Origin of the sequence: Caballeronia terrestris (assembly GCF_001544515.1) — a bacterium.
Lineage (GTDB): Bacteria > Pseudomonadota > Gammaproteobacteria > Burkholderiales > Burkholderiaceae > Caballeronia > Caballeronia terrestris.
This window is the reverse complement of record NZ_FCOL02000019.1, coordinates 1-26,961: the sequence shown is the minus strand read 5'-3', so window position 1 is coordinate 26,961 and position 26,961 is coordinate 1. Positions and strand designations below refer to the sequence as shown.

General features: G+C 63.2%; 28 protein-coding genes. 11 read left to right on the top strand and 17 right to left on the bottom strand.

Translation table 11 applies throughout. The annotated features are described in order from the left end of the window. Positions 1 to 320 precede the first annotated feature (320 nt). The 3 genes from AWB67_RS17370 (at position 321) to AWB67_RS17360 (ending at position 4,620) form a co-directional block, all read left to right on the top strand. On the top strand, positions 321 to 2,198 hold the full coding sequence (locus AWB67_RS17370) for a PhoH family protein (protein ID WP_235025204.1): 1,878 nt from the start codon (positions 321 to 323) through the stop codon (positions 2,196 to 2,198). Between the two features lie 172 nt (positions 2,199 to 2,370). Continuing rightward, positions 2,371 to 3,750: an NlpC/P60 family protein gene (locus AWB67_RS17365; RefSeq protein ID WP_087657497.1), complete on the top strand. Its 1,380-nt coding sequence runs from the start codon at positions 2,371 to 2,373 to the stop codon at positions 3,748 to 3,750. Between the two features lie 63 nt (positions 3,751 to 3,813). Further along, on the top strand, positions 3,814 to 4,620 hold the full coding sequence (locus tag AWB67_RS17360; protein ID WP_087657496.1) for an SDR family oxidoreductase: 807 nt from the start codon (positions 3,814 to 3,816) through the stop codon (positions 4,618 to 4,620). A gap of 18 nt (positions 4,621 to 4,638) precedes the next feature. Here AWB67_RS17360 and AWB67_RS17355 read toward each other — a convergent pair whose 3' ends face one another. The 8 genes from AWB67_RS17355 to AWB67_RS17320 form a co-directional block, all read right to left on the bottom strand. Further along, the gene (locus AWB67_RS17355) at positions 4,639 to 5,649 is read right to left on the bottom strand and encodes an inorganic phosphate transporter (RefSeq protein WP_087657495.1); all 1,011 of its coding nucleotides are present in this window, start codon (positions 5,647 to 5,649) and stop codon (positions 4,639 to 4,641) included. A gap of 101 nt (positions 5,650 to 5,750) precedes the next feature. Continuing rightward, complete coding sequence (locus tag AWB67_RS17350) at positions 5,751 to 6,377, bottom strand: DUF47 domain-containing protein (RefSeq protein WP_087657494.1); 627 nt, start codon at positions 6,375 to 6,377, stop codon at positions 5,751 to 5,753. A gap of 150 nt (positions 6,378 to 6,527) precedes the next feature. Then, complete coding sequence (locus AWB67_RS17345; RefSeq protein ID WP_087657493.1) at positions 6,528 to 7,916, bottom strand: replicative DNA helicase; 1,389 nt, start codon at positions 7,914 to 7,916, stop codon at positions 6,528 to 6,530. Between the two features lie 121 nt (positions 7,917 to 8,037). Further along, the gene (gene rplI, locus AWB67_RS17340) at positions 8,038 to 8,493 is read right to left on the bottom strand and encodes a 50S ribosomal protein L9 (RefSeq protein WP_087657492.1); all 456 of its coding nucleotides are present in this window, start codon (positions 8,491 to 8,493) and stop codon (positions 8,038 to 8,040) included. 27 nt (positions 8,494 to 8,520) lie between these two features. Then, the gene (gene rpsR, locus AWB67_RS17335) at positions 8,521 to 8,796 is read right to left on the bottom strand and encodes a 30S ribosomal protein S18 (protein WP_087657491.1); all 276 of its coding nucleotides are present in this window, start codon (positions 8,794 to 8,796) and stop codon (positions 8,521 to 8,523) included. 2 nt (positions 8,797 to 8,798) lie between these two features. Next, on the bottom strand, positions 8,799 to 9,098 hold the full coding sequence (gene priB, locus AWB67_RS17330) for a primosomal replication protein N (protein WP_087657490.1): 300 nt from the start codon (positions 9,096 to 9,098) through the stop codon (positions 8,799 to 8,801). 32 nt (positions 9,099 to 9,130) lie between these two features. Continuing rightward, positions 9,131 to 9,502, bottom strand: coding sequence for a 30S ribosomal protein S6 (gene rpsF, locus AWB67_RS17325; RefSeq protein WP_087657489.1), 372 nt, complete (start codon positions 9,500 to 9,502; stop codon positions 9,131 to 9,133). A gap of 181 nt (positions 9,503 to 9,683) precedes the next feature. Beyond that, positions 9,684 to 10,595: a LysR family transcriptional regulator gene (locus tag AWB67_RS17320; RefSeq protein ID WP_087657488.1), complete on the bottom strand. Its 912-nt coding sequence runs from the start codon at positions 10,593 to 10,595 to the stop codon at positions 9,684 to 9,686. Positions 10,596 to 10,770: 175 nt separating this feature from the next. Between AWB67_RS17320 and gcl the strand changes: the two genes are divergently transcribed. From gcl to lysM, 4 genes are all read left to right on the top strand, one after another. Then, positions 10,771 to 12,546 carry a glyoxylate carboligase gene (gcl, locus tag AWB67_RS17315; RefSeq protein ID WP_087657487.1) on the top strand — a complete coding sequence of 592 codons (1,776 nt, stop codon included), beginning with the start codon at positions 10,771 to 10,773 and terminating at the stop codon, positions 12,544 to 12,546. 43 nt (positions 12,547 to 12,589) lie between these two features. Next, positions 12,590 to 13,390, top strand: a complete 801-nt coding sequence (hyi, locus tag AWB67_RS17310) for a hydroxypyruvate isomerase (protein WP_087657486.1) — start codon at positions 12,590 to 12,592, stop codon at positions 13,388 to 13,390. Between the two features lie 68 nt (positions 13,391 to 13,458). Next, positions 13,459 to 14,367, top strand: coding sequence for a 2-hydroxy-3-oxopropionate reductase (locus tag AWB67_RS17305; protein WP_087657485.1), 909 nt, complete (start codon positions 13,459 to 13,461; stop codon positions 14,365 to 14,367). 376 nt (positions 14,368 to 14,743) lie between these two features. Next, entirely contained in the window at positions 14,744 to 15,238 is a 495-nt protein-coding gene (gene lysM, locus AWB67_RS17300; RefSeq protein WP_087657484.1) for a peptidoglycan-binding protein LysM, read from the top strand. A gap of 52 nt (positions 15,239 to 15,290) precedes the next feature. On the opposite strand, the gene AWB67_RS17295 is transcribed toward lysM, so the two are convergent. The 6 genes from AWB67_RS17295 to AWB67_RS17270 all read right to left on the bottom strand — a co-directional run bounded on the left by AWB67_RS17295 (position 15,291) and on the right by AWB67_RS17270 (position 21,373). Then, complete coding sequence (locus tag AWB67_RS17295; protein ID WP_087657483.1) at positions 15,291 to 16,298, bottom strand: asparaginase; 1,008 nt, start codon at positions 16,296 to 16,298, stop codon at positions 15,291 to 15,293. A 59-nt stretch (positions 16,299 to 16,357) separates the two neighbouring features. Next, positions 16,358 to 17,284 carry a CysB family HTH-type transcriptional regulator gene (locus tag AWB67_RS17290; RefSeq protein WP_087657482.1) on the bottom strand — a complete coding sequence of 309 codons (927 nt, stop codon included), beginning with the start codon at positions 17,282 to 17,284 and terminating at the stop codon, positions 16,358 to 16,360. A 22-nt stretch (positions 17,285 to 17,306) separates the two neighbouring features. Continuing rightward, complete coding sequence (locus AWB67_RS17285) at positions 17,307 to 18,365, bottom strand: sulfate/molybdate ABC transporter ATP-binding protein (protein ID WP_087657481.1); 1,059 nt, start codon at positions 18,363 to 18,365, stop codon at positions 17,307 to 17,309. A gap of 13 nt (positions 18,366 to 18,378) precedes the next feature. Continuing rightward, a complete protein-coding gene (cysW, locus tag AWB67_RS17280; RefSeq protein ID WP_087657480.1) occupies positions 18,379 to 19,311 on the bottom strand; it encodes a sulfate ABC transporter permease subunit CysW in 933 nt (310 codons plus the stop codon). After that, positions 19,308 to 20,198 carry a sulfate ABC transporter permease subunit CysT gene (gene cysT, locus AWB67_RS17275; RefSeq protein WP_087657479.1) on the bottom strand — a complete coding sequence of 297 codons (891 nt, stop codon included), beginning with the start codon at positions 20,196 to 20,198 and terminating at the stop codon, positions 19,308 to 19,310. The genes cysW and cysT overlap by 4 nt, the downstream gene beginning before the upstream one ends. Positions 20,199 to 20,335: 137 nt before the next feature. Next, entirely contained in the window at positions 20,336 to 21,373 is a 1,038-nt protein-coding gene (locus tag AWB67_RS17270) for a sulfate ABC transporter substrate-binding protein (protein ID WP_087657478.1), read from the bottom strand. A gap of 268 nt (positions 21,374 to 21,641) precedes the next feature. Here AWB67_RS17270 and lexA point away from each other — a divergent pair, with 268 nt between their 5' ends. From lexA to AWB67_RS17255, 3 genes are all read left to right on the top strand, one after another. Beyond that, the gene (gene lexA / locus AWB67_RS17265; protein WP_087657567.1) at positions 21,642 to 22,307 is read left to right on the top strand and encodes a transcriptional repressor LexA; all 666 of its coding nucleotides are present in this window, start codon (positions 21,642 to 21,644) and stop codon (positions 22,305 to 22,307) included. Positions 22,308 to 22,439: 132 nt separating this feature from the next. After that, positions 22,440 to 22,766 carry a hypothetical protein gene (locus tag AWB67_RS17260; protein WP_087657477.1) on the top strand — a complete coding sequence of 109 codons (327 nt, stop codon included), beginning with the start codon at positions 22,440 to 22,442 and terminating at the stop codon, positions 22,764 to 22,766. A gap of 90 nt (positions 22,767 to 22,856) precedes the next feature. Then, the gene (locus tag AWB67_RS17255) at positions 22,857 to 23,441 is read left to right on the top strand and encodes a DUF2939 domain-containing protein (RefSeq protein WP_087657476.1); all 585 of its coding nucleotides are present in this window, start codon (positions 22,857 to 22,859) and stop codon (positions 23,439 to 23,441) included. A 38-nt stretch (positions 23,442 to 23,479) separates the two neighbouring features. Here AWB67_RS17255 and AWB67_RS17250 read toward each other — a convergent pair whose 3' ends face one another. Then, a complete protein-coding gene (locus AWB67_RS17250) occupies positions 23,480 to 23,764 on the bottom strand; it encodes a hypothetical protein (RefSeq protein ID WP_087657475.1) in 285 nt (94 codons plus the stop codon). Positions 23,765 to 24,167: 403 nt separating this feature from the next. Between AWB67_RS17250 and AWB67_RS17245 the strand changes: the two genes are divergently transcribed. Then, positions 24,168 to 25,088 (top strand): transporter, encoded by a 921-nt coding sequence (locus AWB67_RS17245; protein ID WP_200822249.1) that lies wholly within the window; start codon positions 24,168 to 24,170, stop codon positions 25,086 to 25,088. A gap of 19 nt (positions 25,089 to 25,107) precedes the next feature. Here the strand turns inward: AWB67_RS17245 and AWB67_RS17240 are convergent, their stop codons facing one another. After that, positions 25,108 to 25,707 (bottom strand): PqiC family protein, encoded by a 600-nt coding sequence (locus AWB67_RS17240; RefSeq protein ID WP_235025203.1) that lies wholly within the window; start codon positions 25,705 to 25,707, stop codon positions 25,108 to 25,110. Continuing rightward, positions 25,704 to 26,961 (bottom strand): PqiB family protein (locus AWB67_RS17235; RefSeq protein WP_125477612.1); only part of this gene is annotated, 1,258 nt, incomplete at its 5' end. The genes AWB67_RS17240 and AWB67_RS17235, both read right to left, overlap by 4 nt.

Sequence of the window (26,961 nt, the reverse complement as noted above, 5' to 3'; positions counted from 1 at the left end):
GCGGTCGGCATGGACCCGAGCTACGTGGAAAAGGCGAGTGTCAGGCGCCTTGCGAATCGATGTCGAGCCGCTGATTCCCATGTCGGGACGGCGGCTTTTTTATTTGCGTCGCGTGAAAGCCACGGAACGTGCGCGATGCGCGCGACGTCTTTGTTTCAAGCAACTTCCAAGGAGCCGATCGAAACTTAGGCGAACCGGCGTTTTCGACAACGAAGCGCGCCGCCGGGCGCAAACTGCACTACCGTTTCAGCAGGACGAAATGCAAGCAGGATGCGACAGGCGGCGCACGATATACGACCCGATTCCTTTCGAGGGAAACCATGCCTTTGCCTACCGCCCCCGCCAAGCTCGGCAACCTCCTGCCGTCTGAAGAATACAAAGCCAAAGCCCGGCCTGCGAAACAGTCGAAGAAACAGGCAGAAGACGATCAACCCGAAGCCGCCGACTACGGCGCTCCGGTAAACGCCGTCGGCAGCGCGCGGCCCGCCGCGAATGCCGCAAGCGCGCTGCACGCGGTCGCAAGCGATACGATCGCCCGCGCGAAAGGCGCGCCCGCGTCGCCTTCCACGTTGGCCGCCGAAGCCGCCGATGCGCCCGCGCCCGCCGCGCGCAGCCGTCGCTCGAAACAGACGGCGGCGCTTTTGCAGCCGGTGCCGTCGCCGGACGTGGCCGATGGCGACGCCGTCAAGCCCGTCGCCAGACAAGCCCGCGGCGAAGCACCGTCGCCCGCCGCCGCTCCCGCATCGACGGCGACGCCTGAGCGCACGCAGAACAAGCGGCGCCAGCGCGGCCAGCCGGAAGTCGAGATGCGCAAGCTTTTCGTGCTCGACACCAACGTGCTGATGCACGATCCGAGCTCGCTCTTCCGCTTCGAGGAGCACGACGTCTATCTGCCGATGATGACGCTCGAGGAACTCGACAACCACAAGAAGGGCATGTCCGAAGTCGCCCGCAACGCGCGTCAGGTGAGCCGCACGCTCGATGCGCTTGTCGCGCACGTCGGCGAGATGTCGGCGGGGCTGCCGCTCGCGTCGCAAGGCAATCGCGATGCGCTTGGCCGCCTCTACTTCCAGACGACGCTCACGCACATCGAGCCGGTCGAAGGGCTGCCCGTCGGCAAGGCGGACAACCAGATTCTCGGCGTCGTGCGCGCGTTGCAGAAGGAGCGGCAGGACCGCCAGGTCGTGCTGGTGTCGAAGGACATCAACATGCGCATCAAGGCGCATGCGCTCGGCCTGCCCGCCGAGGATTACTTCAACGACCAGGTTCTCGAAGACAAGGACCTGCTCTATTCCGGCGTGCGCGCGCTGCCCCAGGACTTCTGGACGAAGCACGCGAAGGGCATGGAAAGCTGGCAGGACACGAAGACCGGCACGACGTATTACCGCGTCACCGGGCCTCTCTGTGCGTCGATGCTGGTCAACGAGTTCGTCTATCTCGAGCCGCAGAACGGCGAGCCGTCGTTTCACGCGGTCGTGCGCGAGCTGAACGGCAAGACGGCGCTTTTGCAGACCCTGCGCGACTATGGCCATCACAAGAACAACGTGTGGGGCATTACGGCGCGCAATCGCGAGCAGAATTTCGCGCTGAATCTCCTGATGAACCCCGAAGTCGATTTCGTCACACTGCTCGGCCAGGCCGGCACCGGCAAGACGCTGATGGCGCTCGCCGCTGGCCTCGCGCAAGTGCTCGACGACAAGCGCTACAACGAGATCATCGTGACGCGCGCGACGGTTCCGGTCGGCGAGGACATCGGGTTCCTGCCGGGCACCGAGGAAGAGAAGATGCAGCCGTGGATGGGCGCATTCGACGACAACCTCGAAGTCCTCCAGAAAACCGACGACGCCGCCGGTGAATGGGGCCGTGCCGCCACGCAGGAGCTGATTCGATCGCGGCTGAAGGTAAAGAGCATGAACTTCATGCGCGGCCGGACGTTCGTCGATAAATACGTGATCATCGACGAAGCGCAGAATCTGACGCCGAAGCAGATGAAAACGCTCGTCACGCGCGCGGGTCCGGGCACGAAGATCGTGTGTCTCGGGAACATCGCGCAGATCGACACGCCCTATCTGACCGAAGGCAGTTCGGGGCTGACATACGTCGTCGATCGCTTCAAGGGTTGGACGCACAGCGGTCACGTCACGCTCGCGCGCGGCGAACGTTCGCGTCTCGCGGATTACGCGTCGGACATTCTTTAAGCTCTATTTGCGGCAATTTTTTAGCGGCCCGGCTTCGAACGCCGGGCCGTTTTTCGTTTTGGCAAGGCAACGCTTAGCACGCTTTGTTCAAGTAATACATAAGGAAAACTTGCCGCAGCCCCGTGTGGCGGGCTAGTATCGGCGGAACTGCCTTCTGCTTGCGCCCCCTGAAATGCGTCGATTCTGGTTACTGCTGGTCGTGACACTGCTGCTCGCCGCTTGCGGCAGCGCGCCGCAGAAGCTGTCGCGCAAGCCGGCCGGGAACGCATCGACCGCCAGTCGCACATTCGCGACGCCATCCGATTTCCCCAATTTCGTCGATCACAGCGTCGGGCGCGAAGAGATTTCGATCCAGGCAATGTCGCTCGTCGGCGTGCCGTATCGATGGGGCGGCAATACGCCCGACGCCGGTTTCGATTGCAGCGGGCTCGTGCGGTATGTGGTCGACCGGGCGGCTTCGGTGAATCTGCCGCGCACGACTGCTGATATGAGCAGCCGCGGTGAATCGATCGAACCTGATGAAGTCGCGCCGGGTGATCTGATTTTTTTCAATACGACGGGTCGGCCGCATTCGCACGTCGGGATATATGTGGGAAAGCTGCGGTTTGTTAATGCACCGTCGACAGGCGGCACCGTGCGGCTTGATTACCTGACGAATCCTTATTGGGCAAAGCGGTTCGATGGCATTCGGCGCGTCGCGCCTCCCAAGTCCGCGCCGACGCCGTTCGATGGACCGGTTTATGAGGCGTCGTCGGGAGCGGCGCCTTTGGCAAGCGCGAGTAGTCCCGCGCAGGTGCGTGAGCAAAGCGCCACCTCGGCGAATGCGTTCGAGCCGACTTCGGCTTCGGGCGCGGCGCAGCGGCCGTCGCGCGTGGCGGGGGCGGCAGTTCCGGCGCGAACGCCTTCGAAAGACGCTTCCGCCGCCGATCCATTCGAGCCGCCGCCGGCGCTGGCGGCAGCGCAGCGGCAGTCGCGCGACGCCGGTGCGACCGGTCCCGCACGGACGCAGCCGCAATCCGAGCCGCCGTCCTCCGCGCTCGTGGCAGCGCAAGGTCAGTCGCGGGAAGCTAGTGCAACGGCTCCGATCCGCGCTCATACGCCCGTCTCCTCAGGCACACCGGATCAATTCGAACCGCCGCCATCGTCGCTGTCGGCGGCACAACGACAATCGCGGCTCGCAGCTGACGCGTCGGCTTCGACGCGTCAACAACCGCGAGCAGCTTCCGCCGATCCATTCGAACCGCCTCCTTCCGCGCTCGCAGCCGCACAACGTCAATCGCGACAAGCCAGCGCGGCCGCTCAAACTGCGCCACTCGTCGCGCCCACCACCGCTCAAAGACAAGCCCTATCGGCTGGCACGGCCGCACCCGCACCCGACCCCATCACCGCCGCCGCCGACGCCTTCGAGCCTCCGCCGCCGACCGCCCGCCTTGCCGCGCAACAAGCCCGCGCCGCGCAACCCGCAGCAGCGCCGGAACCACCGCCGCACGTCATCCGCGCCTCCGCTCCCGCCGACGACCCCATCGCCCGCTTCGCCAATGGCAGCAACTAACCTTCGTCCTCGCGTCTCTGCTATCGTGTTCTGATTATCTCGCCTAGATAGGAGCGCAACGTCATGGACCTGGGACTCGCCGGCAAGGTCGTCCTGATAACGGGCGGCAGCAAGGGAATCGGTTTCGCGTGCGCGCGCGCGTTTGCGGCTGAAGGCGCGAAAATTGCGATCGTTTCGCGCGATCCCGCCAATCTCGCCCGCGCCCGGGAGCAGCTCGCCAACGCGGGACATCACGTGCATCTTGCGCGCGCGGACCTCCGCGAGGCGCACAGCGCAGAGGACATCGTCGAGGAAGCGACCGGCGCGCTCGGCCCCATCGACATCCTGATCAACAGCGCGGGTTCGGCCAAGCGCTACGACCCCGATACGCTCGATGCCGCCGCGTTCAAGGCCGCGATGGACGCCAAGTACTTTTCCTACATCTATCCGCAGCAGGTCGTGCTGAAGCAAATGGCCGCGCGCGCACGCGCGAATCCAGACGCACAACCGGGCGCGATCGTGAACATCATCGGCATGGGCGGGAAAATCGCGAGCGACATCCACATCGCGGGCGGCGCGGCGAACGCGGCGCTGATGCTCGCGACCGTCGGCCTCGCGCACCACTACGCGAAGCTCGGCATCCGCATCAACGCAATCAATCCGGGCGCGACGCTGACCGAACGCGTCGAGGAAGCCCTGCAACTGGAGGCGCAGAAAGACGGCGTCACGCGCGACGAGGCGCTCGCGGCGAGTCAGTCGAAGGTGCCGCTCGGGCGGTATGCGAAACCGGAGGAAATCGCCGACGTCGCGCTGTTTCTGGCGAGCCGCCGGGCGAGTTATGTATCGGGCGCGATCATCCCGATGGATGGCGTCTCCGCGCCGCTCATCTGAACGGCGCCGGTACGAGACTTACAGAAAGCGGTGGCCGAACCACCAGCCGGCGGCCGCGAGCGCGGCGGACGCCGGGATCGTCAGAATCCACGCCCACACGATGTTGCCCGCGACGCCCCAGCGCACCGCGCTGAACTTCTGCGTCGCGCCGACGCCGACGATCGCGCCCGTAATCGTGTGCGTGGTCGACACCGGAATGCCGAGGATCGACGCGAGGAACAGCGTGATCGCCCCGCCCGTCTCGGCACAAAAACCGCCGACGGGCTTGAGCTTCGTAATTTTCTGTCCCATCGTGCGGACGATCCGCCAGCCGCCGAAGAGCGTGCCGAGCCCCATCGAGAGGTAGCACCCGCCGATTACCCAGACGGGCGGCGCCTCGGCCATCGACGACACATATCCCGTGCCGATCAAAAGCATCCAGATGATGCCAATGGTTTTCTGCGCGTCGTTGCCACCGTGGCCGAGCGAATAAAGCCCCGCCGACACGAGCTGCAGGCGCCGGAACCGCCGGTCGACGCGCGATGGCGGCGTGCGGAAATACATCCACGACACGAGCAGCATGAAGAACGAGCCGAGCACGAAGCCGAGCAGCGGCGAGATGAAGATGAACGCGACGGTTTTCAGCAGGCCGTCCATGTTGAGCGATCCCCAGCCCGACTTCGCGAGCGCCGCGCCGACCAGCCCGCCGATCAGCGCGTGCGACGAACTCGACGGAATGCCGTAGTGCCAGGTGACGATATTCCAGCCGATCGCCCCGACGAGCGCGCCGAAGATCACGTAATGATCGACGATATTGGGATCGATCGTGCCCTTGCCGACCGTGGCCGCGACCTTAAGGTGAAAGATGAAATACGCGATGACGTTGAACGCGGCGGCAAATGCGACCGCTTGCTGCGGCTTGAGCACGCCCGTCGAGACCACCGTCGCGATGGAATTGGCGGCGTCGTGGAAGCCGTTCATGAAGTCGAACATGAGTGCGACGAGAACGAGCGTGGCGACGGCCCAGAGAGCGAGTTGAATCGAATGCATCGGTGGTGGTTTTTATACCCGTTTTTTTGACGCAATGGACGGCTGACCCGGCGCGGATGACGCTCGCGCGGCCGGTCGCGCCGCTTACCGGGCCTGGTTCTTCAGGCGTTTTCCAGCACGATGCCTTCGATGATGTTCGCGACGTCCTCGCACTTGTCGGTGATCGTTTCGAGCAGTTCGTAGATCGCCTTCAGCTTGATCAGCGTCTTCACGTCGTCTTCTTCGCGGAAGAGTTTCGACATCGCCGAGCGCAGCACGCGGTCCGCGTCCGATTCCAGCCGGTCGATTTCCTCGCAGATCTTCAGGATTTCGCTCGCGCGCTTCATGTCGGCAAGCAATTCCACGGCTTGCTGCACGCGAATCGACGTCGCCGTGCAGATGTGCGCGAGCTGGCTCGCCTCGGACGTCACCTGGCGCACGTCGTACAGGAAAATCGCGGTGGCGACGTCTTCCATCAGGTCGAGGATGTCGTCCATCGTCGTGATGAGCTTGTGGATCTCGTCGCGGTCGAGCGGCGTGATGAACGTCTTGTGCAGCAGGTCGATGGTTTCGTGCGTGAGCTTGTCCGCGCGCTTTTCGTTGGTCTGGACGTTCTGCTTGTGGATCTCGGCGTCGTCGAGGTTGTCGATCAGCAGTTCGAGCTCGCGGCTCGCATCCACGATGCACTTCGCGTGCGCGTTGAAAATTTCGAAGAATTTGCCCTCAGTGGGCATGAATCGACCGAACATGAAAATCCCGATAGATGGTCAAATGTGTGTGACATCAAACCGACACATTGTACCTTCGCGAGACAGCCGGCGCACCCGCGCCGGTTCACGCATTGTTATTGCAGGATGACCGCACGATGGCGGCCGATTGACGCACGGTGACGCACGGACTCACTCGCCGTAGAAATTCTGGGCGCCGGCGAAGTTGTCGAACTTCGTGTATTGACCGTGGAAAGTGAGCCGAACCGGCCCGATCGGACCATTCCGCTGCTTGCCGATGATGATTTCCGCCGTGCCCTTGTCGGGGCTGTCGGGGTTATAGACTTCGTCGCGGTAGATGAAAAGGATGACGTCTGCGTCCTGCTCGATGGCGCCGGATTCGCGCAGGTCGGACATGATCGGACGCTTGTTCGGACGCTGCTCCAGGCCGCGATTCAACTGTGAGAGCGCGATCACGGGAACGTCGAGTTCCTTCGCGAGGCTCTTGAGCGAGCGTGAGATCTCCGAGATTTCGGTGGCGCGGTTTTCGCCGCTATTGCCCGAGCCCGACATCAGCTGCAAATAGTCGACGATGATGAGGCCGAGCTTGCCGCACTGCCGCGCAAGACGGCGCGAGCGCGAGCGCAATTCCATCGGATTCAGGCCGCCGGTTTCGTCAATGAAAAGCTGCGCTTCGCTCATTTTCTGCACCGCGTGGGTGAGCTTCGGCCAGTCTTCGTCGGTGAGGCGGCCGGTTCGCATGCGATGCTGGTCGAGCCGTCCGACCGAGCCGAGCATACGCATCGTCAATTGCGTACCCGGCATTTCCATCGAGAACACGGCGACCGGCAGGCCGTATTCGACCGCTACGTACTCGCCGATGTTCATCGAGAACGCGGTTTTACCCATCGACGGCCGCCCCGCCACGATGATCAACTCGCCGCCGTGCATGCCGGAAGTCATCCGGTCGAGGTCGACAAAACCCGTCGGTGTGCCGGTGACGTCGCTCGGATTCGCTGTGTGATAAAGCGTGTCGATACGCTCGACGACCTGCGTCAGCAGCGGCCCGATTTCGAGAAAGCCCTGCGTGCCGCGCGCGCCGTCTTCGGCGATCGAGAACACCTTCGCCTCGGCTTCGTCAAGCAACTGGCGCACTTCCTTGCCTTGCGGATTGAAGGCGTCGGCGGAGATTTCGTCGGCCACCGACACGAGCCGCCGCAGCACCGCGCGATCGCGCACGATTTCCGCATAGCGACGGATGTTCGCGGCGCTCGGCGTGTTCTGCGCGAGCGCGTTCAGGTACGCGAGGCCGCCGACTTCGTCGGCCTTGCCCGCGGTGCTCAGCGCTTCGTGAACGGTAATGACGTCGGCGGGACGCGTGCCCGCGATCAGCTTGCCGATATGTTCATAAATGATCCGATGGTCGTAGCGATAAAAGTCGCTGTGCGACATGACATCGGCGATGCGGTCCCACGCGGCGTTGTCCAGCAGCAGGCCGCCGATGACGGACTGTTCGGCTTCGATCGAATGCGGTGGGACCTTCAGCGCATCGAGTTGCGGATCTTTCGACGGAGCGTTCATGGGGTGGAATTATCGATGAAATGACCGGCCGCGGCCAACAAAAAAGGCAGGAACCGCGCGCGGTTCCTGCCCTTCTTTTACTACATCAAGCGTCGAGCGTTACAGATGAACGCTCGCGGACTCAAGCGTGTTCGCCGAGCACCGACACGGTGACGTCAACCACGACGTCCGTGTGCAGCGCGACTTGAATCGCATGGTCGCCGACCAGCTTCAGCGGGCCTTCCGGCAGGCGCACTTGCGCCTTTTCCACTTCGGCCAGGCCTTGCTTCTTCAGCGCGTCAGCGATGTCCGCGTTCGTCACCGAACCGAACAGACGGCCGTCGACGCCGGCCTTTTGCGAGATCTGAACGGTTGCGCCGTTCAGCTTTTCGCCTGCAGCCGTCGCGGCTGCCAGCTTTTCAGAGGCGACCTTTTCGAGATCGGCGCGACGCACTTCGAATTCGGCGATGGCGTCTTTCGTTGCGCGGCGGGCTTTCTTGCCGGGGATCAGGAAGTTACGTGCGTAGCCGTCCTTGACCTTCACGATGTCGCCCAGGTTGCCCAGGTTGACGACTTTTTCCAAAAGAATGATTTGCATTTGGCTGTTCCTTATTGCGTCGTCTGATTAGGCCTTGTGCAGGTCGGTGTACGGCAAGAGCGCGAGAAAACGCGCGCGCTTGATTGCCGTGTCGAGCTGACGTTGATAGTGAGCCTTCGTACCCGTCAGACGAGCCGGCGTGATCTTGCCGTTTTCGCCGATGAAGTCCTTCAGCGTTTCCGTGTCCTTGTAGTCGATGTACTCGACATTCGCGGCCGTGAAACGGCAGAACTTCTTGCGCTTGAAGAGCGGGTTTTGTTGCTGACGACGCTTGTCGAATTTCTTACCAGTCGGGCGGGGCATGTTCAGTCCTTTCCAATATCCTGCAATTCTGTGATGTGAAACACCAGGGTTCGTGCATTGCGGCTCTTTTTCGCCAGAAAGCCGGTGAAACGTGTTTCCACGCCCATCTGACAGCTTTCCAGTCTGCCGCTCGCCTCACCGGCCGCTACCGCCGGCATGGTCAGTTCGACTTGCCGGGCGATGCCGGCTTCGACGACTTCCGCGCGGTGGTGCAACGTGCAGCTTGCGATCGGGACGCCGGCGGGGGTGTACCGCACCGGTTCGCGTTCCACGACGCTTGCTGTCAGTTGCAGCCGGTTCACTTGATTCCTGGTGGCTGACGAATCAAATCGCCTTAAGCCTGCGCTTCGGTCGGCTGGGAGGCCGCCTTCTTGGCTTCTTCGCGCTGCACTTCCTTCATCATCGGCGACGGGCCGGTTTCGGCCTTCTTCAGCTTGACGATCAGGTGGCGCAGAACTGCGTCGTTGAACTTGAACGCATGTTCGAGTTCTTCAAGCGTTTCCTGATTGCACTCGATGTTCATGCAGACGTAGTGAGCCTTCGCGAGTTTCTCGATCATGTAGGCCAGCTGACGACGGCCCCAGTCTTCGATACGGTGGATCTGGCCGCCGTGCGTGGTGATCGTGCCCTTGTAACGCTCGATCATCGCGGGCACTTGCTCGCTCTGATCGGGATGCACGATAAATACGATTTCGTAATGACGCATATTCACTCCTTGTGCTGACTTGTGGATTAAAGCCACCCGGGCGTCGGACCGGTGCGGCAAGTGAGAAGCCCAAGATTGTAACTGCCGGCACCCGTCCGCGCAAGCTCGAACAGCATTTCTCGAATGACTTCCGCTGTCTTTTCAATGATTTAGCGTTTGCCGGCCGCGGCGGCCCCCGAAATCAGGGCGCCCGGCTCCAGTAATCCGGCTGCGTGTAAATTTCCTTAAGATAATCAATGAAGTAGCGCACTCTCGCCGGCACGTAGCGCTGCTGCGGATACACGGCGAGGATGTCGTAGTCCGGAAGCGCGTATTCGTCGAGGACGGTTTCCAGTTCTCCCGCCGCCAGTTGACGCTGGATTTCCCACGTCGAACGCCAGCCGAGCCCGAGCCCTTCCGACATCCATCGGTGCAGCAGCTCGCCGTCGTTGCAATCGAGGTTGCCGGACACGCGCACGGTCGCCAGCTTGCCGTTGCGCCGGAAATACCAGCCGCGATTCTGTCCACCCTGCAAATTGAACGCGAGGCAGTTGTGCGCCGGCAGGTCGTCGAGTGATCTGGGCTTGCCGTGCTTCCGGAAATATTCGGGCGTGCCGCACACCACGCGCCGGTTGTTCGCCAGCTTCACCGCAACGAAGTTCGGATCGACCGCTCCGCCGATCCGGATCGACAGGTCATAGCCCTCGCGCACCAGATCCACGACGCGGTCCGTCAGGTTGAACGACATCTGCAATTCCGGCTTGTCAGCGATGAACGGCGGCGCGTGCGGCGCGACGTGCATCCGTCCGAACGCCGCCGGCGCCGATACGATCAAGTGCCCGTTCACTGCCCGGCGTCCCGCTGCGAGCTCGTTTTCCGCCTGATCCCATTCGGTCAGCAAATGTCGGCATCGGTCGAGAAAGGCCGCGCCGTCTTCGCTGACGACGAGCCGCCGCGTCGATCGGTACATCAGTTTCACGCCGAGGCGCTTTTCCAGCGCGTCGATGCGCCGCCCGAGAATCACCGGCGACACGCCCTCCTCCAGCGCCGCCGCCGCGAGGCTGCCCGCCTCCGCGACGCGCACAAACGTTTCTATCTGCTTGAAGCGATCCATTTGGCGTCTCCTTGTCGCGCTCTGATCGGCTCTATCGCGCGATTCAATACTTTTTGTTAGTAAAAAAACGACCTGAGCTGATCTTATCAAGACTTTGGTGTGCGCTTAAAGTCCATCTCAACCCTGCTTTCATGCAGTCAGAAACAATCGGATGAGATAAAGGAAGGAGACACTCGTGGCCAAGATGAGAGCAGTCGACGCAGCCGTCCTCGTGCTGGAAAAAGAAGGCATCGACACCGCGTTCGGTGTGCCGGGCGCCGCGATCAACCCCTTCTACTCGGCGTTGCGCAAGGCCGGCAGCATCAGCCATGTGCTGGCACGGCACGTCGAAGGCGCGTCGCACATGGCCGAAGGCTATACGCGTGCAGCCCCTGGCAACATCGGCGTGTGCATCGGCACGTCGGGCCCGGCGGGCACCGACATGATCACGGGCCTTTACTCGGCCCAGGCCGATTCGATCCCGATCCTCGCGATCACCGGCCAGGCGCCCCGCGCGCGTCTCTACAAGGAAGACTTCCAGGCCGTCGATATCGAGTCGATCGCGAAGCCCGTCACCAAGTGGGCCGTGACCGTGCGCGAGCCGGCGCTCGTGCCGCGCGTGTTCCAGCAGGCGTTCCACCTGATGCGCTCGGGCCGTCCGGGTCCGGTGCTGGTCGACTTGCCGATCGACGTGCAGATGGCCGAGATCGAATTCGACATCGACACCTATGAACCGCTGCCGATCTACAAGCCGAAAGCAACGCGTGCGCAAGTCGAAAAAGCATTGACGATGTTGAACGACGCGGACAAGCCGCTGATCGTTTCGGGCGGCGGCGTGCTGAACGCGGTGGCCGAGGACCTCCTCGTGGAATTCGCGGAAACGCTCGGCGTGCCCGTGATCCCGACCCTGATGTCGTGGGGCGCGATCCCCGACGACCATCCGCTGATGGCCGGCATGTGCGGCTTGCAGACCTCGCACCGCTACGGCAATGCGACGATGCTCGCCTCCGACTTCGTGCTCGGCATCGGCAACCGCTGGGCGAACCGTCACACGGGCAGCGTCGAGGTGTACACGAAGGGCCGCAAGTTCGTGCACGTCGATATCGAACCGACGCAGATCGGCCGCGTGTTCGGCCCGGATCTCGGCATCGTGTCGGATGCGAAGTTCGCGCTCGAAGTGTTCGTCGAAGTGGCGAAGGAATGGAAGGCGGCGGGCAAGCTGAAGGACCGCAGCGCATGGGTGCGCGACTGCCAGGAACGCAAGAGCACGATGCTGCGCAAGACGCACTTCGAGAACGTGCCGATGAAGCCGCAGCGCGTCTATGAAGAGATGAATCAGGCGTTCGGCCGCGACACGTGCTTCGTCACGACGATCGGTCTCTCGCAGATCGCCGGCGCCCAGTTCCTGCACGTGTTCAAGGCGCGCAACTGGATCAACTGCGGCCAGGCCGGCCCGCTCGGCTGGACGATTCCGGCAGCGCTCGGCGTGCGTGCGGCTGATCCGCAGCGTCCGATCGTCGCGCTCTCCGGCGACTACGACTTCCAGTTCATGATCGAAGAACTGGCCGTGGGCGCGCAGTTCAAGCTGCCGTACATCCACGTCGTGGTGAACAACTCGTACCTCGGGCTGATCCGTCAGGCGCAGCGCGGCTTCGAGATGGACTACTGCGTGCAGCTCGCGTTCGACAACATCAACGCACCTGAACTCGACGGCTATGGCGTCGATCACGTTGCGGTCGCCGAAGGCCTCGGCTGCAAGGCGATCCGCGTGTTCAAGCCCGAGGACATCGCTCCGGCGCTCAAGCAGGCTCATGCGCTGATGAACGAGCATCAGGTGCCGGTTGTCGTCGAGATGATTCTCGAGCGTGTGACGAACATCTCGATGGGCACCGAGATCGACGCGATCAACGAGTTCGAAGAGCTCGCTGAAAAGAAGGAAGACGCGCCGACCGCGATCACGCCGCTCGACTGAAGACTGAAGCTGAATATCCACTGACCGACCATCAGGAAGAAAAATGCCGAAATTTGCTGCGAACCTGACCATGCTCTTCAACGAAGTCCCGTTCCTCGACCGCTTCGCGGCGGCGGCGGACGCGGGATTCGAAGCGGTCGAGTTCCTGTTCCCGTATCCGTACTCGATCAGCGACCTGCAAAGCCGTCTCGCCGACAACAACCTGAAGCTCGTGCTGCACAACTTGCCCGCGGGCAATTGGGAAGCCGGCGAACGCGGTATCGCGTGCCTGCCGGATCGCGTGGGCGAGTTTCGCGAAGGCGTCGGCCGCGCGATCGAGTACGCGAAGGCGCTGAAGGTGCCGCAACTGAACTGCCTGGTCGGCATTCCGACGGCCGGCGTGAGCGTCCAGCAGGCGCGCGCGACGATCATCGAAAACCTCGGTTTCGCCGCGGCCGCGTTGAAGAAGGAAGGCATCAAGTTACTGGTCGAGCCGTGCAATTCGTACGACATTCCCGGCTTCGCGCTGAACCGCTCGACCGAGGGGCTCGACGTGATCCGCGCGGTGGGCTCAGACAATCTGTTCCTGCAGTACGACATCTATCACATGCAGCGCATGGAAGGCGAACTGGCCGCGACGATCAAGAAGAACCTGCCGTCGATCGCGCACGTCCAGCTCGCCGACAACCCCGGCCGTAACGAACCGGGCACGGGAGAGATCAACTACGCGTATCTGTTCGCCCTGCTCGATTCGATCGGCTACGAAGGGTGGATCGGCTGCGAGTACAAGCCGCGTGCAACTACGGTCGAAGGGTTGGGTTGGCTTCAGGAAATCGCGGGACAGAACGCGCGCGCTGCGGCTTAAAGCTTCACAACTAATTTGCATGGAACCGGAGTGAGCATCGCTCTGGTCCACAAAGGAGACTCACGCATATGGCAACAATCGGATTCATCGGACTCGGCATCATGGGCGCGCACATGGCGCGCAACCTCCTGAAGGGCGGGCACAAGCTGGTCGTGAACGGCAAGTTCCCGGTGCCGGACGACATCCGCTCGCAAACGAGCGTCGTGCCCGATTCCACCGCCGTCGCGCTGACAAGCGACATCGTTATCACGATGGTGCCGGATACGCCCGACGTCGCGAACGTCCTCTTCGCCGATGACGGCGTCGCAAAGGGGCTGACGAAGGGCAAGCTCGTGATCGACATGAGCTCCATCTCCCCGCTCGACACGCAGGAATTCGCGAAGAAGATCAACGCACTCGGTTGTGATTACCTTGACGCACCGGTCTCGGGCGGCGAAGTGGGCGCACGCGAAGCGACGCTCACGATCATGGTCGGCGGCCCGGAGCGTTCGTTCGATATCGCGAAGCCGCTGTTCGATCTGATGGGCAAGAACATTTCCCTCATCGGCGATAACGGCGCGGGCCAGACGTGCAAGGTCGCGAACCAGATCATCGTCGCGCTGAACATCGAAGCGGTTGCCGAAGCGCTGCTTTTCGCATCGCGTTCGGGCGCCGATCCGGAGCGCGTGCGCAAAGCGCTGATGGGCGGTTTCGCCTCGTCGCGGATTCTGGAAGTGCACGGCGAGCGCATGACGAAGCGCACGTTCAACCCGGGCTTCCGGATCGAACTGCACCAGAAGGACCTGAATCTCGCCCTCGATGGTGCACGCAAGATGGGTCTAGCCCTGCCGCACACCGCGAGCGCGCAGCAACTCTTTAGCGTGTGCGTCGCGAACGGCGGCAAGGCATGGGACCACTCGGGCCTCGTGCGCGCGCTCGAAATCATGTCGAACTTCAAGGTTGCCGAAGAGCCGGTGGAAGCGGCGAAGGCGGCCTAACCGTGGGGCGTCCCGCGTATGGGCACGCGGGACAACTGCCGCTCTGGGCTGAGGGCGGCAAGTGGGGTCCGAGAGCGGCACCCGGCGGCGCCGGGGAAGCCTTGGTCGGTCAGACGGTTTTCGTCGGGTGTCCGCGTCGGATTTAATCGAATTCAGTGAAAGGGTTGGCTCGATCGTTGCGTTCGATGTGCATGTCACAGGCATGTCATCGATCGTCGCGGTCGCGCCAGCCCTTTTTCTTCTTCTTTCATTGTTACAACTCCTGCTAACGATTCTCAGAACTATCTGGTGGACCGCGCGACTAATTTGCCTAGACTGCGCGAGCGGTTCAACCGCGGTTCGTTTCGATACTGTCGTTACTTAAGGAGCTTAAACAATGGGTATTCTCAGTTTTATCAAGGACGCAGGCGAGAAGCTGTTCGGAGCGGTATCGGCCCCTGCCCAGGCTCAGGCGGCGCCCGCGCCCGTCGATGTCGCGGCACTCAACAGAAAGGCAGGCGATGCCATCGCCACGTATATCCGCTCGCAGGGCCTGGACGCGGACAATCTCGCGGTCGCGTATGACGGCGCTTCGCATACCGTGACGGTGTCGGGCCAGGCGGCCGATCAGGCGACGAAGGAGAAGATCCTCGTCGCGGCGGGCAACGTGCAGCACGTCGACAAGGTGAACGACCAGTTGAGCGTGTCGAATCCGGCGCCGGAATCGCAGTTTCATACGGTCGTGTCGGGCGACAATCTGTGGAAGATCGCCGAGAAGTACTACGGCAACGGCGCGAAGAACGACCTCATCTTCGAGGCGAACAAGCCGATGCTCAAGAGCCCGGACAAGATCTATCCGGGACAAGTGTTGCGCATTCCGGCTGCTGCCTGAACTTCCTGCTACGACCAATGAAAAACGCGAACTTCGGTTCGCGTTTTTTATTTCAGTAGGTATCGAACGTCTGCTGGATTGCTGCGGGATTCGTTATGTTGGCGGCGAGCGCCAGCATCAGCAGCACGCGCGCCTTGTACGGGTTCAGCGTGCCGGCGCTGACCGAGCCGAGCGCATCGTCCGATGCCGCGCCGTTGCGCATCACGTGGCCCGAACCGACGCGCGATGAGCGCACGACCGCTACGCCCTGTTTCCTCGCATCGGCAAGGGCTTGCTGAAGCGTCGCGTGGACGGAGCCGTTGCCCGTGCCCGCGATCACGATGCCTTTCACGCCAGCAGCGACGAACGCATCGATCGCAGCACGCGATGCACCCGCGTAGCTAGTGACGATTTCGACCGCAGGCAGTGCGCCTTGCGCATCGAACGGGGTTCGCGTCGTGTGGGGACGCACGGCCGCGCGCTGGAATTCGACGCGGCCATCCTGCACCCAGCCGAGTGCGCCCACTTCGGGCGAACGGAAAGCATCGACGGCGTAGGTACTGGTTTTGGTGACGTCACGCGCGCTGTGGATCTGGTTGTTGAACGCGACCAGTACGCCCTGCTTCCATGCGCTTTTTTGCGCCGCAACGGTCACTGCGTTCAGGAGATTCAACGGGCCGTCGGCGGAGAGTGCGGTCGATGGGCGCATCGCTGCTGTCAGCACGACGGGCTTGTCGCTTTTCACCGTGAGGTGCAGCAGATAGGCGGTTTCTTCGAGTGTATCGGTGCCGTGCGTGACGACGATGCCGTCGACATCGTCCTGCGCGAGCAGCGCGTTGATGCGCTGGCTCAGCGCGATCCAGAGCGCGATGCTCATGTCCTTGCTGTCGATGCTCGCTATCTGCTCGGCGTGGATCTGCGCCACTTGCGATAGCGCCGGGACGGCTTCGAGCAACTTGTCGACACCGACAACGCCAGCCTTGTAGCCAGCGGTCCTGGATGCATCGCCGGCCTGACCTGCGATGGTTCCGCCCGTCGCCAGGACGGCGATTCGCGGGTTTGAGGTTTTGATGGGTTCCATCCACGCAATTGTACGTTGGCGCTTGGGGTTCCACCGTGTCCCAGCGCCACCGACAAACCCTAAGCGGCTTCCCTCAACTGACTGGCGATCTCCGCCTCATCGAGTTGCGGCGCAAACATTTCGATCAACCGATACGCATATGCCCGCAGGAACGCCCCTTTCCGAAGGCCAACGCGAGTCGTATTTGCCTCGAACAGATGCTGCGTATCGAGCGCCACGAGCTCCGTATCGCGCTTGGCGTCATACGCCATCGCCGCGACGATGCCGATCCCCATCCCAAGCTCGACATACGTCTTTATCACATCGGCGTCGATGGCTGTCAGCACGACATCGGGCAGCGCGCCGACCTTCGCAAACGCCTGATCCACATGCGACCGTCCGGTGAAGTCATTGTCATACGTGACGATCGGATACTCGGCAACCTCTTCGAGCGTGATGTTCTCGTGCCCGACCAGCGGATGATCCTTGGGCACGACGACCACGTGATGCCACGAATAGCACGGGAACGTGACGATATCCGGATACCGGTCGAGCGCTTCTGTCGAGATGCCGATATCGGCCTCGCCATTGATGATCATCTGCGCGATCTGCTGCGGGCTGCCCTGCCGCAACGCAAGGTGCACCTTCGGAAACACTTCCGTGAACTGCCGGATCACCTTCGGCAGCGCGTAACGCGCCTGCGTGTGCGTCGTCGCGACGACGAGATGCCCGTTGTCCTGATCCGCGAACTGACGCGCAACCCGCCGCAAATTTTCCGCATCCAGCAGCATCCGCTCGATCAACTGATGCACTTCCTTGCCTGGCTCGGTGAGCCCGGTCAGCCGCTTGCCGCGCCGGATGAAGATATCGACGCCGAGTTCGTCCTCGAGATCCTTGATCTGCTTCGACACGCCCGACTGCGACGTGTAAAGCACATTGGCGACCTCGGTCAGGTTCATGTTCTGACGCACGGCCTCGCGCACGAAACGCAGTTGCTGGAAGTTCATGTGAGCCTCTCTTCTATTGATGTCATTGCGCGGGGAACACGCGCAGCACGCGTGGAACGGCGGTCACCCCGTCACCGATATTCAGGTTCAGTTCGCGCCACGTCTCGCGATCGAGTTCGGCTTCGAGCACGTTGCCCTCGCTGCCTTCCAGCTCGATGCGCACCGAGCCGCCCAGCGTCACGACGCGCCTGACATCGACGACGATGCCATCGCGATGACCCGACTCCGTCGGATAAAGCGTGAGGTCGTGCGGCCGCACGTACGCGAGCGCGGGGCCGGCGAAGTTCGCATCGGCGGCGATCGGCTTGGCCGCGCCTTGCGCCACGAAACCGTTCGCATCGACACTGCCCTTCAGTCGGTTCGCCGCGCCGAGGAACTCATAGACGAATGAAGTCTGCGGATGATCGTAGACGTCCTGCGGGCTGCCGACCTGCTCCACATGCCCGCGATTCAACACGACGATCCGGTCCGCCACTTCGAGCGCTTCTTCCTGGTCGTGCGTAACGAAGATCGTCGAGATGTGTAGCTCGTCGTGCAGGCGCCGCAGCCAACTGCGCAATTCCTTGCGGACCTTTGCATCGAGCGCGCCGAACGGCTCGTCGAGCAGCAGCACCTTCGGTTCGACCGCCAGCGCGCGAGCAAGCGCGATCCGTTGCCGTTGTCCGCCCGAAAGCTCCGACGGAAAGCGCTGTGCGAGCCAGTCGAGTTGCACGAGCTTGAGCAGTTCATGCACCTTCTCGCGAATCACGGCCTCCGAAGGCCGCTCGCGGCGCGGCTTCACGCGCAAACCGAACGCGACGTTCTCGAACACCGTCATGTGGCGAAAGAGCGCGTAATGCTGGAACACGAATCCCACTTGACGCTCACGCGCGCCGACTTCGGCAACGTCCTCGCCGTGCAGCACGACCTGTCCCGCATCGGCGTATTCGAGGCCCGCGATCACGCGCAGGAGCGTGGTCTTGCCGCAGCCCGACGGCCCGAGCAGCGCGACGAGTTCGCCCGCCGGAAAATCGAGCGTGACGTTGTCGAGCGCGGCGAAATCGCCGAAGCGTTTTTGCAGATTGCGAACGATGATGCTCATGATGTTCCCGCCTTCAGTTCTGGATGGACGTGACAGGCGCCTCGTACGGCAATGCCTGTGCTTCCTTGATCGATTGCGACATGCGGCGCTCCGCGATGAGCTTGAGCCCGAGCGTGACGAGCGCCAGCAGCGCGAGCAGCGACGCCACCGCGAACGCGGCCGAGAAGTTGTACTCGTTGTAGAGAATCTCGACGTGCAGCGGCATGGTGTCGGTTTGTCCGCGGATGTGGCCCGAGACCACCGATACCGCGCCGAACTCACCCATCGCCCGCGCGTTACACAGAATCACGCCGTAGAGCAGGCCCCACTTCACGTTCGGCAGCGTCACGCGGCGGAAGATCTGCCAGCCCGATGCGCCGAGCACGTGCGCGGCCTCTTCCTCGTCGTTGCCTTGTGCCTGCATCAGCGGGATCAGCTCGCGCGCGACGAACGGGAACGTCACGAAGATCGTCGCGAGGACGATACCCGGTACGGCGAAGATGATCTGCACGTCGTGCGAGATCAGCCACGGGCCGAACCAGCCCTGCGCGCCGAACATCAGCACGTAGATCAGGCCGGAGATCACCGGCGAGACGGAGAACGGCAGGTCGATGAGCGTGGTGAGCAGCGCCTTGCCCTTGAACTCGAACTTCGCGATCGCCCACGACGCCGCGAGCCCGAACACCACGTTAAGCGGCACGGCGATCGCGGCCGTGAGCAGCGTGAGCTTGATCGCGGACCACGCATCCGGGTCCTTCAGCGAATCGAAATAGTAGTCGATGCCCTTGGCGAACGCCTGTACGAACACGGCGGCGAGCGGCACGACCAGGAACAGCGCGAGGAACACGAGCGAAATCGTGATCAGCACGTAGCGCACGGCGCGCGACTCGGTGACGGGATCGAGCTTGTGCTCCGCGAGGCGCGCGGACGCATCGATCGAAACGGCTTTCGGACTCGGCGTGCTCATGCGCGACCCCCTTCGATGTGCAGCGATCCCACGACCGCCGGCACCGCGCCCGTCTTGCTCGTGCGGCGCTGCAGGAACCACTGGAGCGTGTTGATGAGGAGCAGCATCAGGAACGACACGCACAGCATCACGACCGCGATCGCAGTGGCGCCCGCGTAGTCGTACTGTTCGAGCTTCGTGATGATGAGGAGCGACGTGATTTCCGACTTCATCGGCACGTTGCCCGCGATGAAGATCACCGAGCCGTATTCGCCGAGCGCTCGCGCGAACGCGAGCGCGAAGCCCGTCAGCAGCGCGGGAAAGAGCGACGGCAGCACGACGCGCCGGAACGTGAGCCAGCGCGTCGCACCGAGGCACGCGGCGGCCTCTTCCTGCTCGCGCTCGAAGTCTTCGAGCACCGGCTGCACGGTCCGCACGACGAACGGCAAGCCGATGAACGTCAGCGCGACGAGTACGCCGAGTGGCGTAAATGCCACCTTGATGCCGAGCGGCGCGAGAAACTGCCCGATCCAGCCGTTCTCGGCATAGACAGCGGCGAGCGAAATGCCCGCGACGGACGTCGGCAGCGCGAACGGCAGGTCGACGATGGCGTCGACTACGCGCTTGAACGGGAACGTGTAGCGCACGAGCACCCACGCGAGCAGGAAGCCGAACACGGCGTTGATCAGCGCGCCGCCGAGCGCTGCGGTGAACGTCAGCCGGTAGGAAGCCAGCACGCGCGGCGAGGTGACTGCGCGCACGAACTGCGCCCAGTCGAGCGTGGCCGTCTTCGCGAAGGTGGCCGCGAGCGGAATCAGCACCACGAGGCTCAGATAAGCCACCGTGATGCCGAGGGTCAGCCCGAAGCCCGGCAGCGCGCTCGGCTTGCGGAAAGTGAAAGTCGTCATCCTTGATTCGTCCTGTTCCGGCGCGCCTGGGTCCTGGCGCAAATCACTGCTTGTCCATAGGCGGTCGTCAATTGCGCCGCTTCATGTGCTTGAAGGGGCATCGCTCTCGCGATGCCCCTTGTCATGCGCTACCTGCCTTACTGCGGCTGATAGATCGAATCGAAGACGCCGCCGTCGGCGAAATGCGTCTTTTGCGCCTTGGTCCAGCCGCCGAACGTATCGTCGATCGTGTAGAGCTTCAGCTTCGGAAACTGCTTCGTCAGCTCGGCCGGGACCTTCGTCGAACGCGGACGATAGAAGTTGCGCGCCGCGATCTCCTGCCCTTCTTCGCTATACAAGTACTTCAGGTACGCATCGGCGAGCTTGCGCGTGCCATGACGATCCGCAACCTTGTCGACGACCGATACCGGCGGCTCGGCCAGAATGCTCACCGACGGCACCACGATCTCGAACTTGTCCGTACCGAACTCCTTCACCGACAGGAACGCCTCGTTTTCCCAGGCGATCAGCACGTCGCCCTGGCCGCGCTGCACGAAACTCGTCGTCGCGCCGCGCGCGCCGGAGTCGAGCACGCCTGCGTTCTTGTAGAGCTTCGTCACGAAATCCTTCGCGGTCTGCTCGTTGCCGCCGGGCCGATGCTGCGCGTAGGCCCACGCCGCGAGATAGTTCCAGCGCGCGCCGCCCGAGGTCTTCGGATTCGGCGTCACGATCGAAACGCCCGGCTTCGTCAGATCCGGCCAGTCCTTGATCTGCTTTGGATTGCCCTTTCGCACGAGGAACACGATCGTCGACGTGTACGGCGATGCGTTGTCCGGCAAACGCTTCTGCCAGCTCTGGTCGACAAGGCCCTTCGCGGCGAGCGCATCGATGTCGTAGGCGAGCGCGAGAGTCACGACATCGGCCTGCAATCCGTCAAGCACCGCGCGCGCCTGCCCGCCCGAGCCGCCATGCGACTGCTTGAACGTCACCGATTCGCCCGTGTCAGCCTTCCACTTTTTGGCGAAAGCCTGGTTGAAGTCCTGATACAGCTCGCGGGTCGGATCGTAGGAGACGTTGAGGAACGCGGTTTCCGCGTGCGCCGCCTGAACCGCGCCCAAACCCGCGACCGCACCCAGCAAGAGTGCCGCAAACAGCCCGCGCGTGCGCGCGCGTAATCCCGATTTCCGACTATCCATTCCCCGCACTCCCTTTTATTGAGTTGACGATCGCAGTCTATCGACCCCGTCTCATTATTAAAAATAATCGTTCTTCATTTTTTTAGATGCAAAAGTGCTAACGGCCGTCCGGCGCGGCGTTGCGGCATCGAAAGCGGCGTGATCGCGTTTGAAATGGCCTCCCGGGCGGCGTACTTAAAGTAAAGCTTGAAAAGCTGGGAATACTGTATAAAAATACAGTCACCTGTCCATCCATACAGTGCACCAGAGGCCCGAGCCAGTGAACAAGATGAGCAAACTAACCGCACGGCAGCAGCAGGTGTTCGAACTGATCCAGCGGGCGATCGACCGCACGGGGTTCCCGCCCACGCGCGCCGAGATCGCCGCAGAGCTCGGTTTTTCATCGGCAAATTCCGCCGAGGAGCATTTGCGCGCGCTGGCCCGCAAGGGCGTGATCGAACTGGCGGCGGGCGCTTCGCGCGGCATCCGGCTGCTCGGGACTGACCGTGGGGACCGTGGTGAAGACGGGCCGCATCAATTGACGCTGCCGCACGCGAGCATCATGCAGTTGTCGCTGCCGCTCGTCGGGCGCGTGGCGGCGGGTAGCCCGATCCTCGCGCAGGAACACATCGCGCAGACCTATTCGTTCGATCCGGCGCTCTTTTCGAGCCGGCCGGACTATCTCCTGAAAGTGCGCGGCCTGTCGATGCGCGACGCCGGTATCTTCGACGGCGACCTGCTCGCCGTACAGAAGAAGAGCGAGGCGAAGGACGGTCAGATCGTCGTCGCGCGTCTGGGGGACGACGTCACCGTCAAGCGCTGGAAGCGCCGGAAGGACGGCGTCGAGCTGATTGCGGAGAACCCGGATTACGAAAACATCTTCGTGAAATCCGGCAGCGCGGAGTTCGCGCTCGAAGGCATCGCGGTCGGGCTGATTCGCTCGGGCGAGTTCTGACTTTCGAGCCGTTGGCATTAAGCATGTAGTGCCCATTGGGCATCTGCTTAGGTCACTCTTCCATCCATCAATGTCTGACGGCTGCCGACGCCTCGGCAAGCCGCGGTGCGTCCTGTCGCCTGGAGAAACATCATGGAACGTTTTGCCCGTTTGCTGCCTTTTCGCCAGTTCGGCCGTCTGCGGTATCTGCGCTCGCTGATTTCCTGCAAGGCGCCGGAGCCCGACACGGCGCCTGGACTATTCGACGAGATGCCCGCGCTGCCCTCGAGCCAGCCTGCGTTCGCGCGGGTGTCACTCAATGCGTCGGTGCATCCGGATGCCCAGCGCCGCGCGCCGGTGCGCGTGTATCGCGGGCAGTCACGCGTGATCATGGTCGGCAATATCGACGAAGTCTCGCGCATGATCGACCGGTGTATCGATGAAGAGCGCGCGGGGATCGCGGGCGGGCTTTTTGCGTGAGTTTTCGCGGGTTGTGCGGGTTATCGGGATAAATCTCGCGTTCGTGCGGTCCATTAACTGACTCCACGAAACGCCAAGGTATTTCATCGAATGACTCGCACCACCAGATCGGTCTTTGTCGCGCTCGTCGTGATCGTAGTCGTCGCGGCGCTCGGGTTCGTGTACGCATCGCCGTATATCGCGCTCGATCGCGTCAAACGCGCCGCCGACGCCCGCGACGCGCAGACCGTCAACGAATACGTCGATTTCCCCGCGCTGCGCGACAGTCTGAAGCAACAGGTGACGGAACTGCTGACGCGCCGTATCGATATTCAGAAGAGCGGCAATCCGCTTGCCGTGATCGGCGCGATGATCGGTGCGGCGCTGGTTGGCCCGCTCGTCGATTCATACGCGACGCCGGATGGTGTCGCGGCGATTCTCAACGGCATTCCGCCGCGCGGCGATCCGGGTGAGCGGCCGCCTGTGCCTTCTGCGGCGAGTGACAGCAGCGTAGCCTCCGGTCCAGTTCCTGCTCCGGAAGCGCCGAAGCCGCCGCAAACCACGGCGGGGTATCGGAGCTTCAATACGTTCGTCGTGACCTACCAGCACGGCGCCGGTGACGCGCGGTATTCCGCGATTTTCCGGCGCAGCGGGCTTGTGTCGTGGAGGCTGGTGGCGGTCGATTTGAACGGCTGACGGCGCGAGCGGTTTCAGGCGTCACCCGCCACGCGACCTCAGTTGCACCCCTGGTTGTTCGCGGTCTTGACACACGTCTTCCCGCTCGGGCTCTTGTACACGCCCTTTCCGTTCTTCGTCTTCGCTTCGCCGCCCTTGCTCGTCTGTGTGGTCGCCACGCCGGCCTGATTCTTCTCCGATTTCCACGCGGTGCCCCGGTTCGCGTTGTAGCCGCCAGCCGCTTCTCCGTTATTGCATCGGCTCACGCCGCGTGCGTTCGTCGTGCACTCCGCGAACGCATTTGAGCACAGCATCAGGCATGTCAATATCGCGAGCACTTTCATCGTCACCTCCTGTGATGGTCGATCGTCCGTCCTCCGTCGCCGGGCGCCGTATCAGCGCGCAGCCGATGAGCGATGACGCGATCGTGTAGTCCGGAGACTGCCCCCAAATCCGGTTGCCTGACACTGCATGGAATAGACTTGATGGCGATTCGCGCCGCGCGATGTCGAGACAACAGATCCCTGCGGCTCGCCAATACAAGCGATCGCGCTGCCCAAGATCGAATTCCAGCTTAGCCCCATTCGAAGCACCACGCATTGGACCTTGGTCCTATTGCCTCTTTGCCGCGCGTCCGCGACGGTATGCGTGGGGCACTACGCGCTCCGTGGCCACCGATCAGACGAAGAGGCTGGGCACATGACGATAGCGGGAGCATCGACAGACGCGGATCGCACGAACGTCCGCATGGCGACACGCGCGCTGCGCCGCCTCGGGCGGGCGAGTGTGAGCCTGGCCTTGCAATGGGCGGCATCGGCGGCTGCGCAGGAAATGGAGCCCCGCGCCTACTCGGATGTTCCAGTCGGAACGAATTTTGCCGTCTTGAACTATGCGCGGTCCAGCGGCCAAGTCCTGCTCGACCCCTCCTTGCCCGTCACCGACCTGCAGGCGAAAATCAACGCCTATTCCGTCGGCTACTCGCACAGCTTCGGCGTGGCCGGGCATACGGCGAGCATCGCCGCGTTGCTCCCCTACGCCAACGCTGATCTCACGGGCAACGTAGAGGGCACGCCCGGCCACGCCTACCGGTCCGGCATGGCGGACTTCCGCTTCAGACTCGCCGTGATTCTGCTGGGGAGTGCGGCGCTCACGCCGGAAGAGTTCGCCCGCCGCACGCCGACGACCACGCTCGGCGCAAGTCTGAGCGTCGTCGCGCCGACCGGACAATACTGGCCCACCCGTCTCGTCAACGTCGGCGCGAATCGTTGGGCGTTCAAGCCGGAAATCGGGCTGTCGCAGCCGATCGGCAAATGGTTCATCGAAGGCTCGGCGGGCGTGTGGGTTTTCGCCGACAACTCCGATTTCTTCAACGGCCACCGACGCAGCCAGTCCCCGCTGCCGGTCTTCCAGTTGCACGGCGGCTATAGCTGGCACCCGGGCCTCTGGATCGCTGCGGACGTCACGTACTACACGGGCGGTCGCACGAGCGTGGACGGTGTCGAGAACGAGGACCTGCAGCGCACGGTGCGCTACGGCCTGACGCTGTCCGTGCCGCTCGCCGCGCAGTGGTCGGCGAAGTTCGGTTGGTCGCGCGGGCTGACGGCGAGCGCCGGCGGAAACTTCCAGACGTTTTCCGCGGCGCTCCAATACCGGTGGTTCAATCGTTGAGACGGATCACGCGATCGCCTTACTGCCTCGACGTCGTCCGAATCGCATCCGCAATATCCCCGCTCAGCTTGGCGAGCGCCCGGCTGTGCGCATCGACGAGCGCGTCGTACCCGGCCGCGCTGACGGCTTCATGCGCAATGGTCCTGCCGCTGACCGTCGCGCCCTTTGGCGGCCGCACCGACCACAGCACTGCGATCGTCGCCATCTCGCCCGGCGCGGATTCGAAGCTCTGCACGTCGACCCGCACGCGATACTCCTCCGCGTAATCCGGCGCCTGCGCATACCCCGACACCAGCGCGCCCGGCAGCAACTGCGAGAGGTTCGCCGCGAGCACGCGCGAAATCTGGCTGCGCAGCGGATCGGCCCAACGAGCGAACTCGTCGATGGTCACTTGCGTCGCGCCGGTTCTCAGCACGAACTGCGGCCGCTCGACGAGCTCCGGCACCGTGATCGCGTCGAGCGTGACGCGCAGCGGCGGCTGCTGCACCGCCGCCTGGATACCTCCGGCTGGCGGCGGCGCCGCGCTCAGTGTATAGAAAGACGCGCGTGGCGAAGTCGAACAGCCGCCGATCAGCATCAGCGCGATCAACACCGCCACGACGTTCAGGAAGCGCTTCACGGTTTCTCCTCCGCCGGCTTGCCACGAATGAGCGCCTCGGGATGGCGTTCGAGATACTCGGCGAGCGCGCGGAACGACGCCGCCGTGCGCGACAGTTCGCGCAAGGTTTCGGCCGTGCTCTGCGCGATCGCGGAGTCGGGCTGGAGCGTGCGGTCGGCGGCATCGAGGGCCGTGCGCGCGGCGCGCAACGTGTCCCGCGCCTCGGGCGCGACGCTCGTATCCAGTGTTTTCAAGAGTTTGTCCGCCGTGTTCAGCGTGCGGCGCAGGTCTTTCCCAATGCCTTCGAACGGTATCTTGTTCAACCGCGCGATCAGCGCCGTCACCGAATCCTGCAGGGATTGCAATCCGCTCGGCACGGTTGGCATTTCGGGCGGATGCCTGTCCCAGTTCATGGACGCCTTCGGCGCATTCGGGAAGAAGTCGACGGCAACGTAGAGCTGGCCCGTCAGCAGGCTCCCGGTTCGCAACTGCGCGCGCAGGCCGTTGTCGACCAGCATCTGGGCGAGCGCGCGACGATCGTCGCCCAGTCTGCCGCTCTTCGCGCCCCCTTCGTAGCGCGACGTGAAGCGCTCCGGATAAAAATGCACTTCGACCGGGATGCTGAACTCGCGCTTGACCGGGTCGTAGCGCGTGTTGATCGCCGCCACCTCGCCCACGACGATGCCGCGGAAATCGACCGGCGCGCCCACCGTCAGCCCGCGCACCGATTCCTTGAAGTTGAACACGTAGTCGTCGACGATGCGGTCGTGGCGCTTCATCGCTTCGGCGCGCGTGTCGTAGAGCGCGAACACGGAGCGCGGCGCGGCCTCGGCGACGTCGATCGAATCGGGTGCGCCCTGGAACGCGAGGCCGCCGATCAGGATCGACACCAGCGATTCCGTGTTGAGCTTCACGCCGCCCGTATCGAGCGAGACGTCGATGCCGCTTGCCTGCCAGAAGCGCGTGTCGCCCTTCACGTATTTGTCGTAGGGCGCGTTGACGAACACTTGCAGGGTCACGCCCGAGCCGTCGGAACCGAGCTCGAACGAGGTCACCTGGCCCACCTGCAAACGCCGGTAGTACACAGGCGAGCCGACGTCGAGCGAGCCCAGGTTCTCCGCCTTGAGCACGAACTCGCGTCCCGGCACGCCGCTCGCGAAGACCGGCGGCGCCTCCAGGCCGACGAACGCGCGCCGCTCCTTCGTCTGCGTGCCGATGTCCATGCCGATGTACGAGCCGCTCAATAGCGTGCCGATGCCCGACACCGTGCCGCCC

Bases quoted from the DNA above. Each gene is read 5' to 3' on its own strand.
- AWB67_RS17370 (WP_235025204.1), top strand. From the start codon at position 321: ATGCCTTTGCCTACCGCCCCCGCCAAGCTCGGCAACCTCCTGCCGTCT.
- AWB67_RS17365 (WP_087657497.1), top strand. From the start codon at position 2,371: ATGCGTCGATTCTGGTTACTGCTGGTCGTGACACTGCTGCTCGCCGCT.
- AWB67_RS17360 (WP_087657496.1), top strand. From the start codon at position 3,814: ATGGACCTGGGACTCGCCGGCAAGGTCGTCCTGATAACGGGCGGCAGC.
- AWB67_RS17355 (WP_087657495.1), bottom strand. From the start codon at position 5,649: ATGCATTCGATTCAACTCGCTCTCTGGGCCGTCGCCACGCTCGTTCTC.
- AWB67_RS17350 (WP_087657494.1), bottom strand. From the start codon at position 6,377: ATGTTCGGTCGATTCATGCCCACTGAGGGCAAATTCTTCGAAATTTTC.
- AWB67_RS17345 (WP_087657493.1), bottom strand. From the start codon at position 7,916: ATGAACGCTCCGTCGAAAGATCCGCAACTCGATGCGCTGAAGGTCCCA.
- rplI (WP_087657492.1), bottom strand. From the start codon at position 8,493: ATGCAAATCATTCTTTTGGAAAAAGTCGTCAACCTGGGCAACCTGGGC.
- rpsR (WP_087657491.1), bottom strand. From the start codon at position 8,796: ATGCCCCGCCCGACTGGTAAGAAATTCGACAAGCGTCGTCAGCAACAA.
- rpsF (WP_087657489.1), bottom strand. From the start codon at position 9,502: ATGCGTCATTACGAAATCGTATTTATCGTGCATCCCGATCAGAGCGAG.
- AWB67_RS17320 (WP_087657488.1), bottom strand. From the start codon at position 10,595: ATGGATCGCTTCAAGCAGATAGAAACGTTTGTGCGCGTCGCGGAGGCG.
- hyi (WP_087657486.1), top strand. From the start codon at position 12,590: ATGCCGAAATTTGCTGCGAACCTGACCATGCTCTTCAACGAAGTCCCG.
- AWB67_RS17305 (WP_087657485.1), top strand. From the start codon at position 13,459: ATGGCAACAATCGGATTCATCGGACTCGGCATCATGGGCGCGCACATG.
- lysM (WP_087657484.1), top strand. From the start codon at position 14,744: ATGGGTATTCTCAGTTTTATCAAGGACGCAGGCGAGAAGCTGTTCGGA.
- AWB67_RS17295 (WP_087657483.1), bottom strand. From the start codon at position 16,298: ATGGAACCCATCAAAACCTCAAACCCGCGAATCGCCGTCCTGGCGACG.
- AWB67_RS17290 (WP_087657482.1), bottom strand. From the start codon at position 17,284: ATGAACTTCCAGCAACTGCGTTTCGTGCGCGAGGCCGTGCGTCAGAAC.
- AWB67_RS17285 (WP_087657481.1), bottom strand. From the start codon at position 18,365: ATGAGCATCATCGTTCGCAATCTGCAAAAACGCTTCGGCGATTTCGCC.
- cysW (WP_087657480.1), bottom strand. From the start codon at position 19,311: ATGAGCACGCCGAGTCCGAAAGCCGTTTCGATCGATGCGTCCGCGCGC.
- cysT (WP_087657479.1), bottom strand. From the start codon at position 20,198: ATGACGACTTTCACTTTCCGCAAGCCGAGCGCGCTGCCGGGCTTCGGG.
- AWB67_RS17270 (WP_087657478.1), bottom strand. From the start codon at position 21,373: ATGGATAGTCGGAAATCGGGATTACGCGCGCGCACGCGCGGGCTGTTT.
- lexA (WP_087657567.1), top strand. From the start codon at position 21,642: ATGAGCAAACTAACCGCACGGCAGCAGCAGGTGTTCGAACTGATCCAG.
- AWB67_RS17260 (WP_087657477.1), top strand. From the start codon at position 22,440: ATGGAACGTTTTGCCCGTTTGCTGCCTTTTCGCCAGTTCGGCCGTCTG.
- AWB67_RS17255 (WP_087657476.1), top strand. From the start codon at position 22,857: ATGACTCGCACCACCAGATCGGTCTTTGTCGCGCTCGTCGTGATCGTA.
- AWB67_RS17250 (WP_087657475.1), bottom strand. From the start codon at position 23,764: ATGAAAGTGCTCGCGATATTGACATGCCTGATGCTGTGCTCAAATGCG.
- AWB67_RS17245 (WP_200822249.1), top strand. From the start codon at position 24,168: ATGGCGACACGCGCGCTGCGCCGCCTCGGGCGGGCGAGTGTGAGCCTG.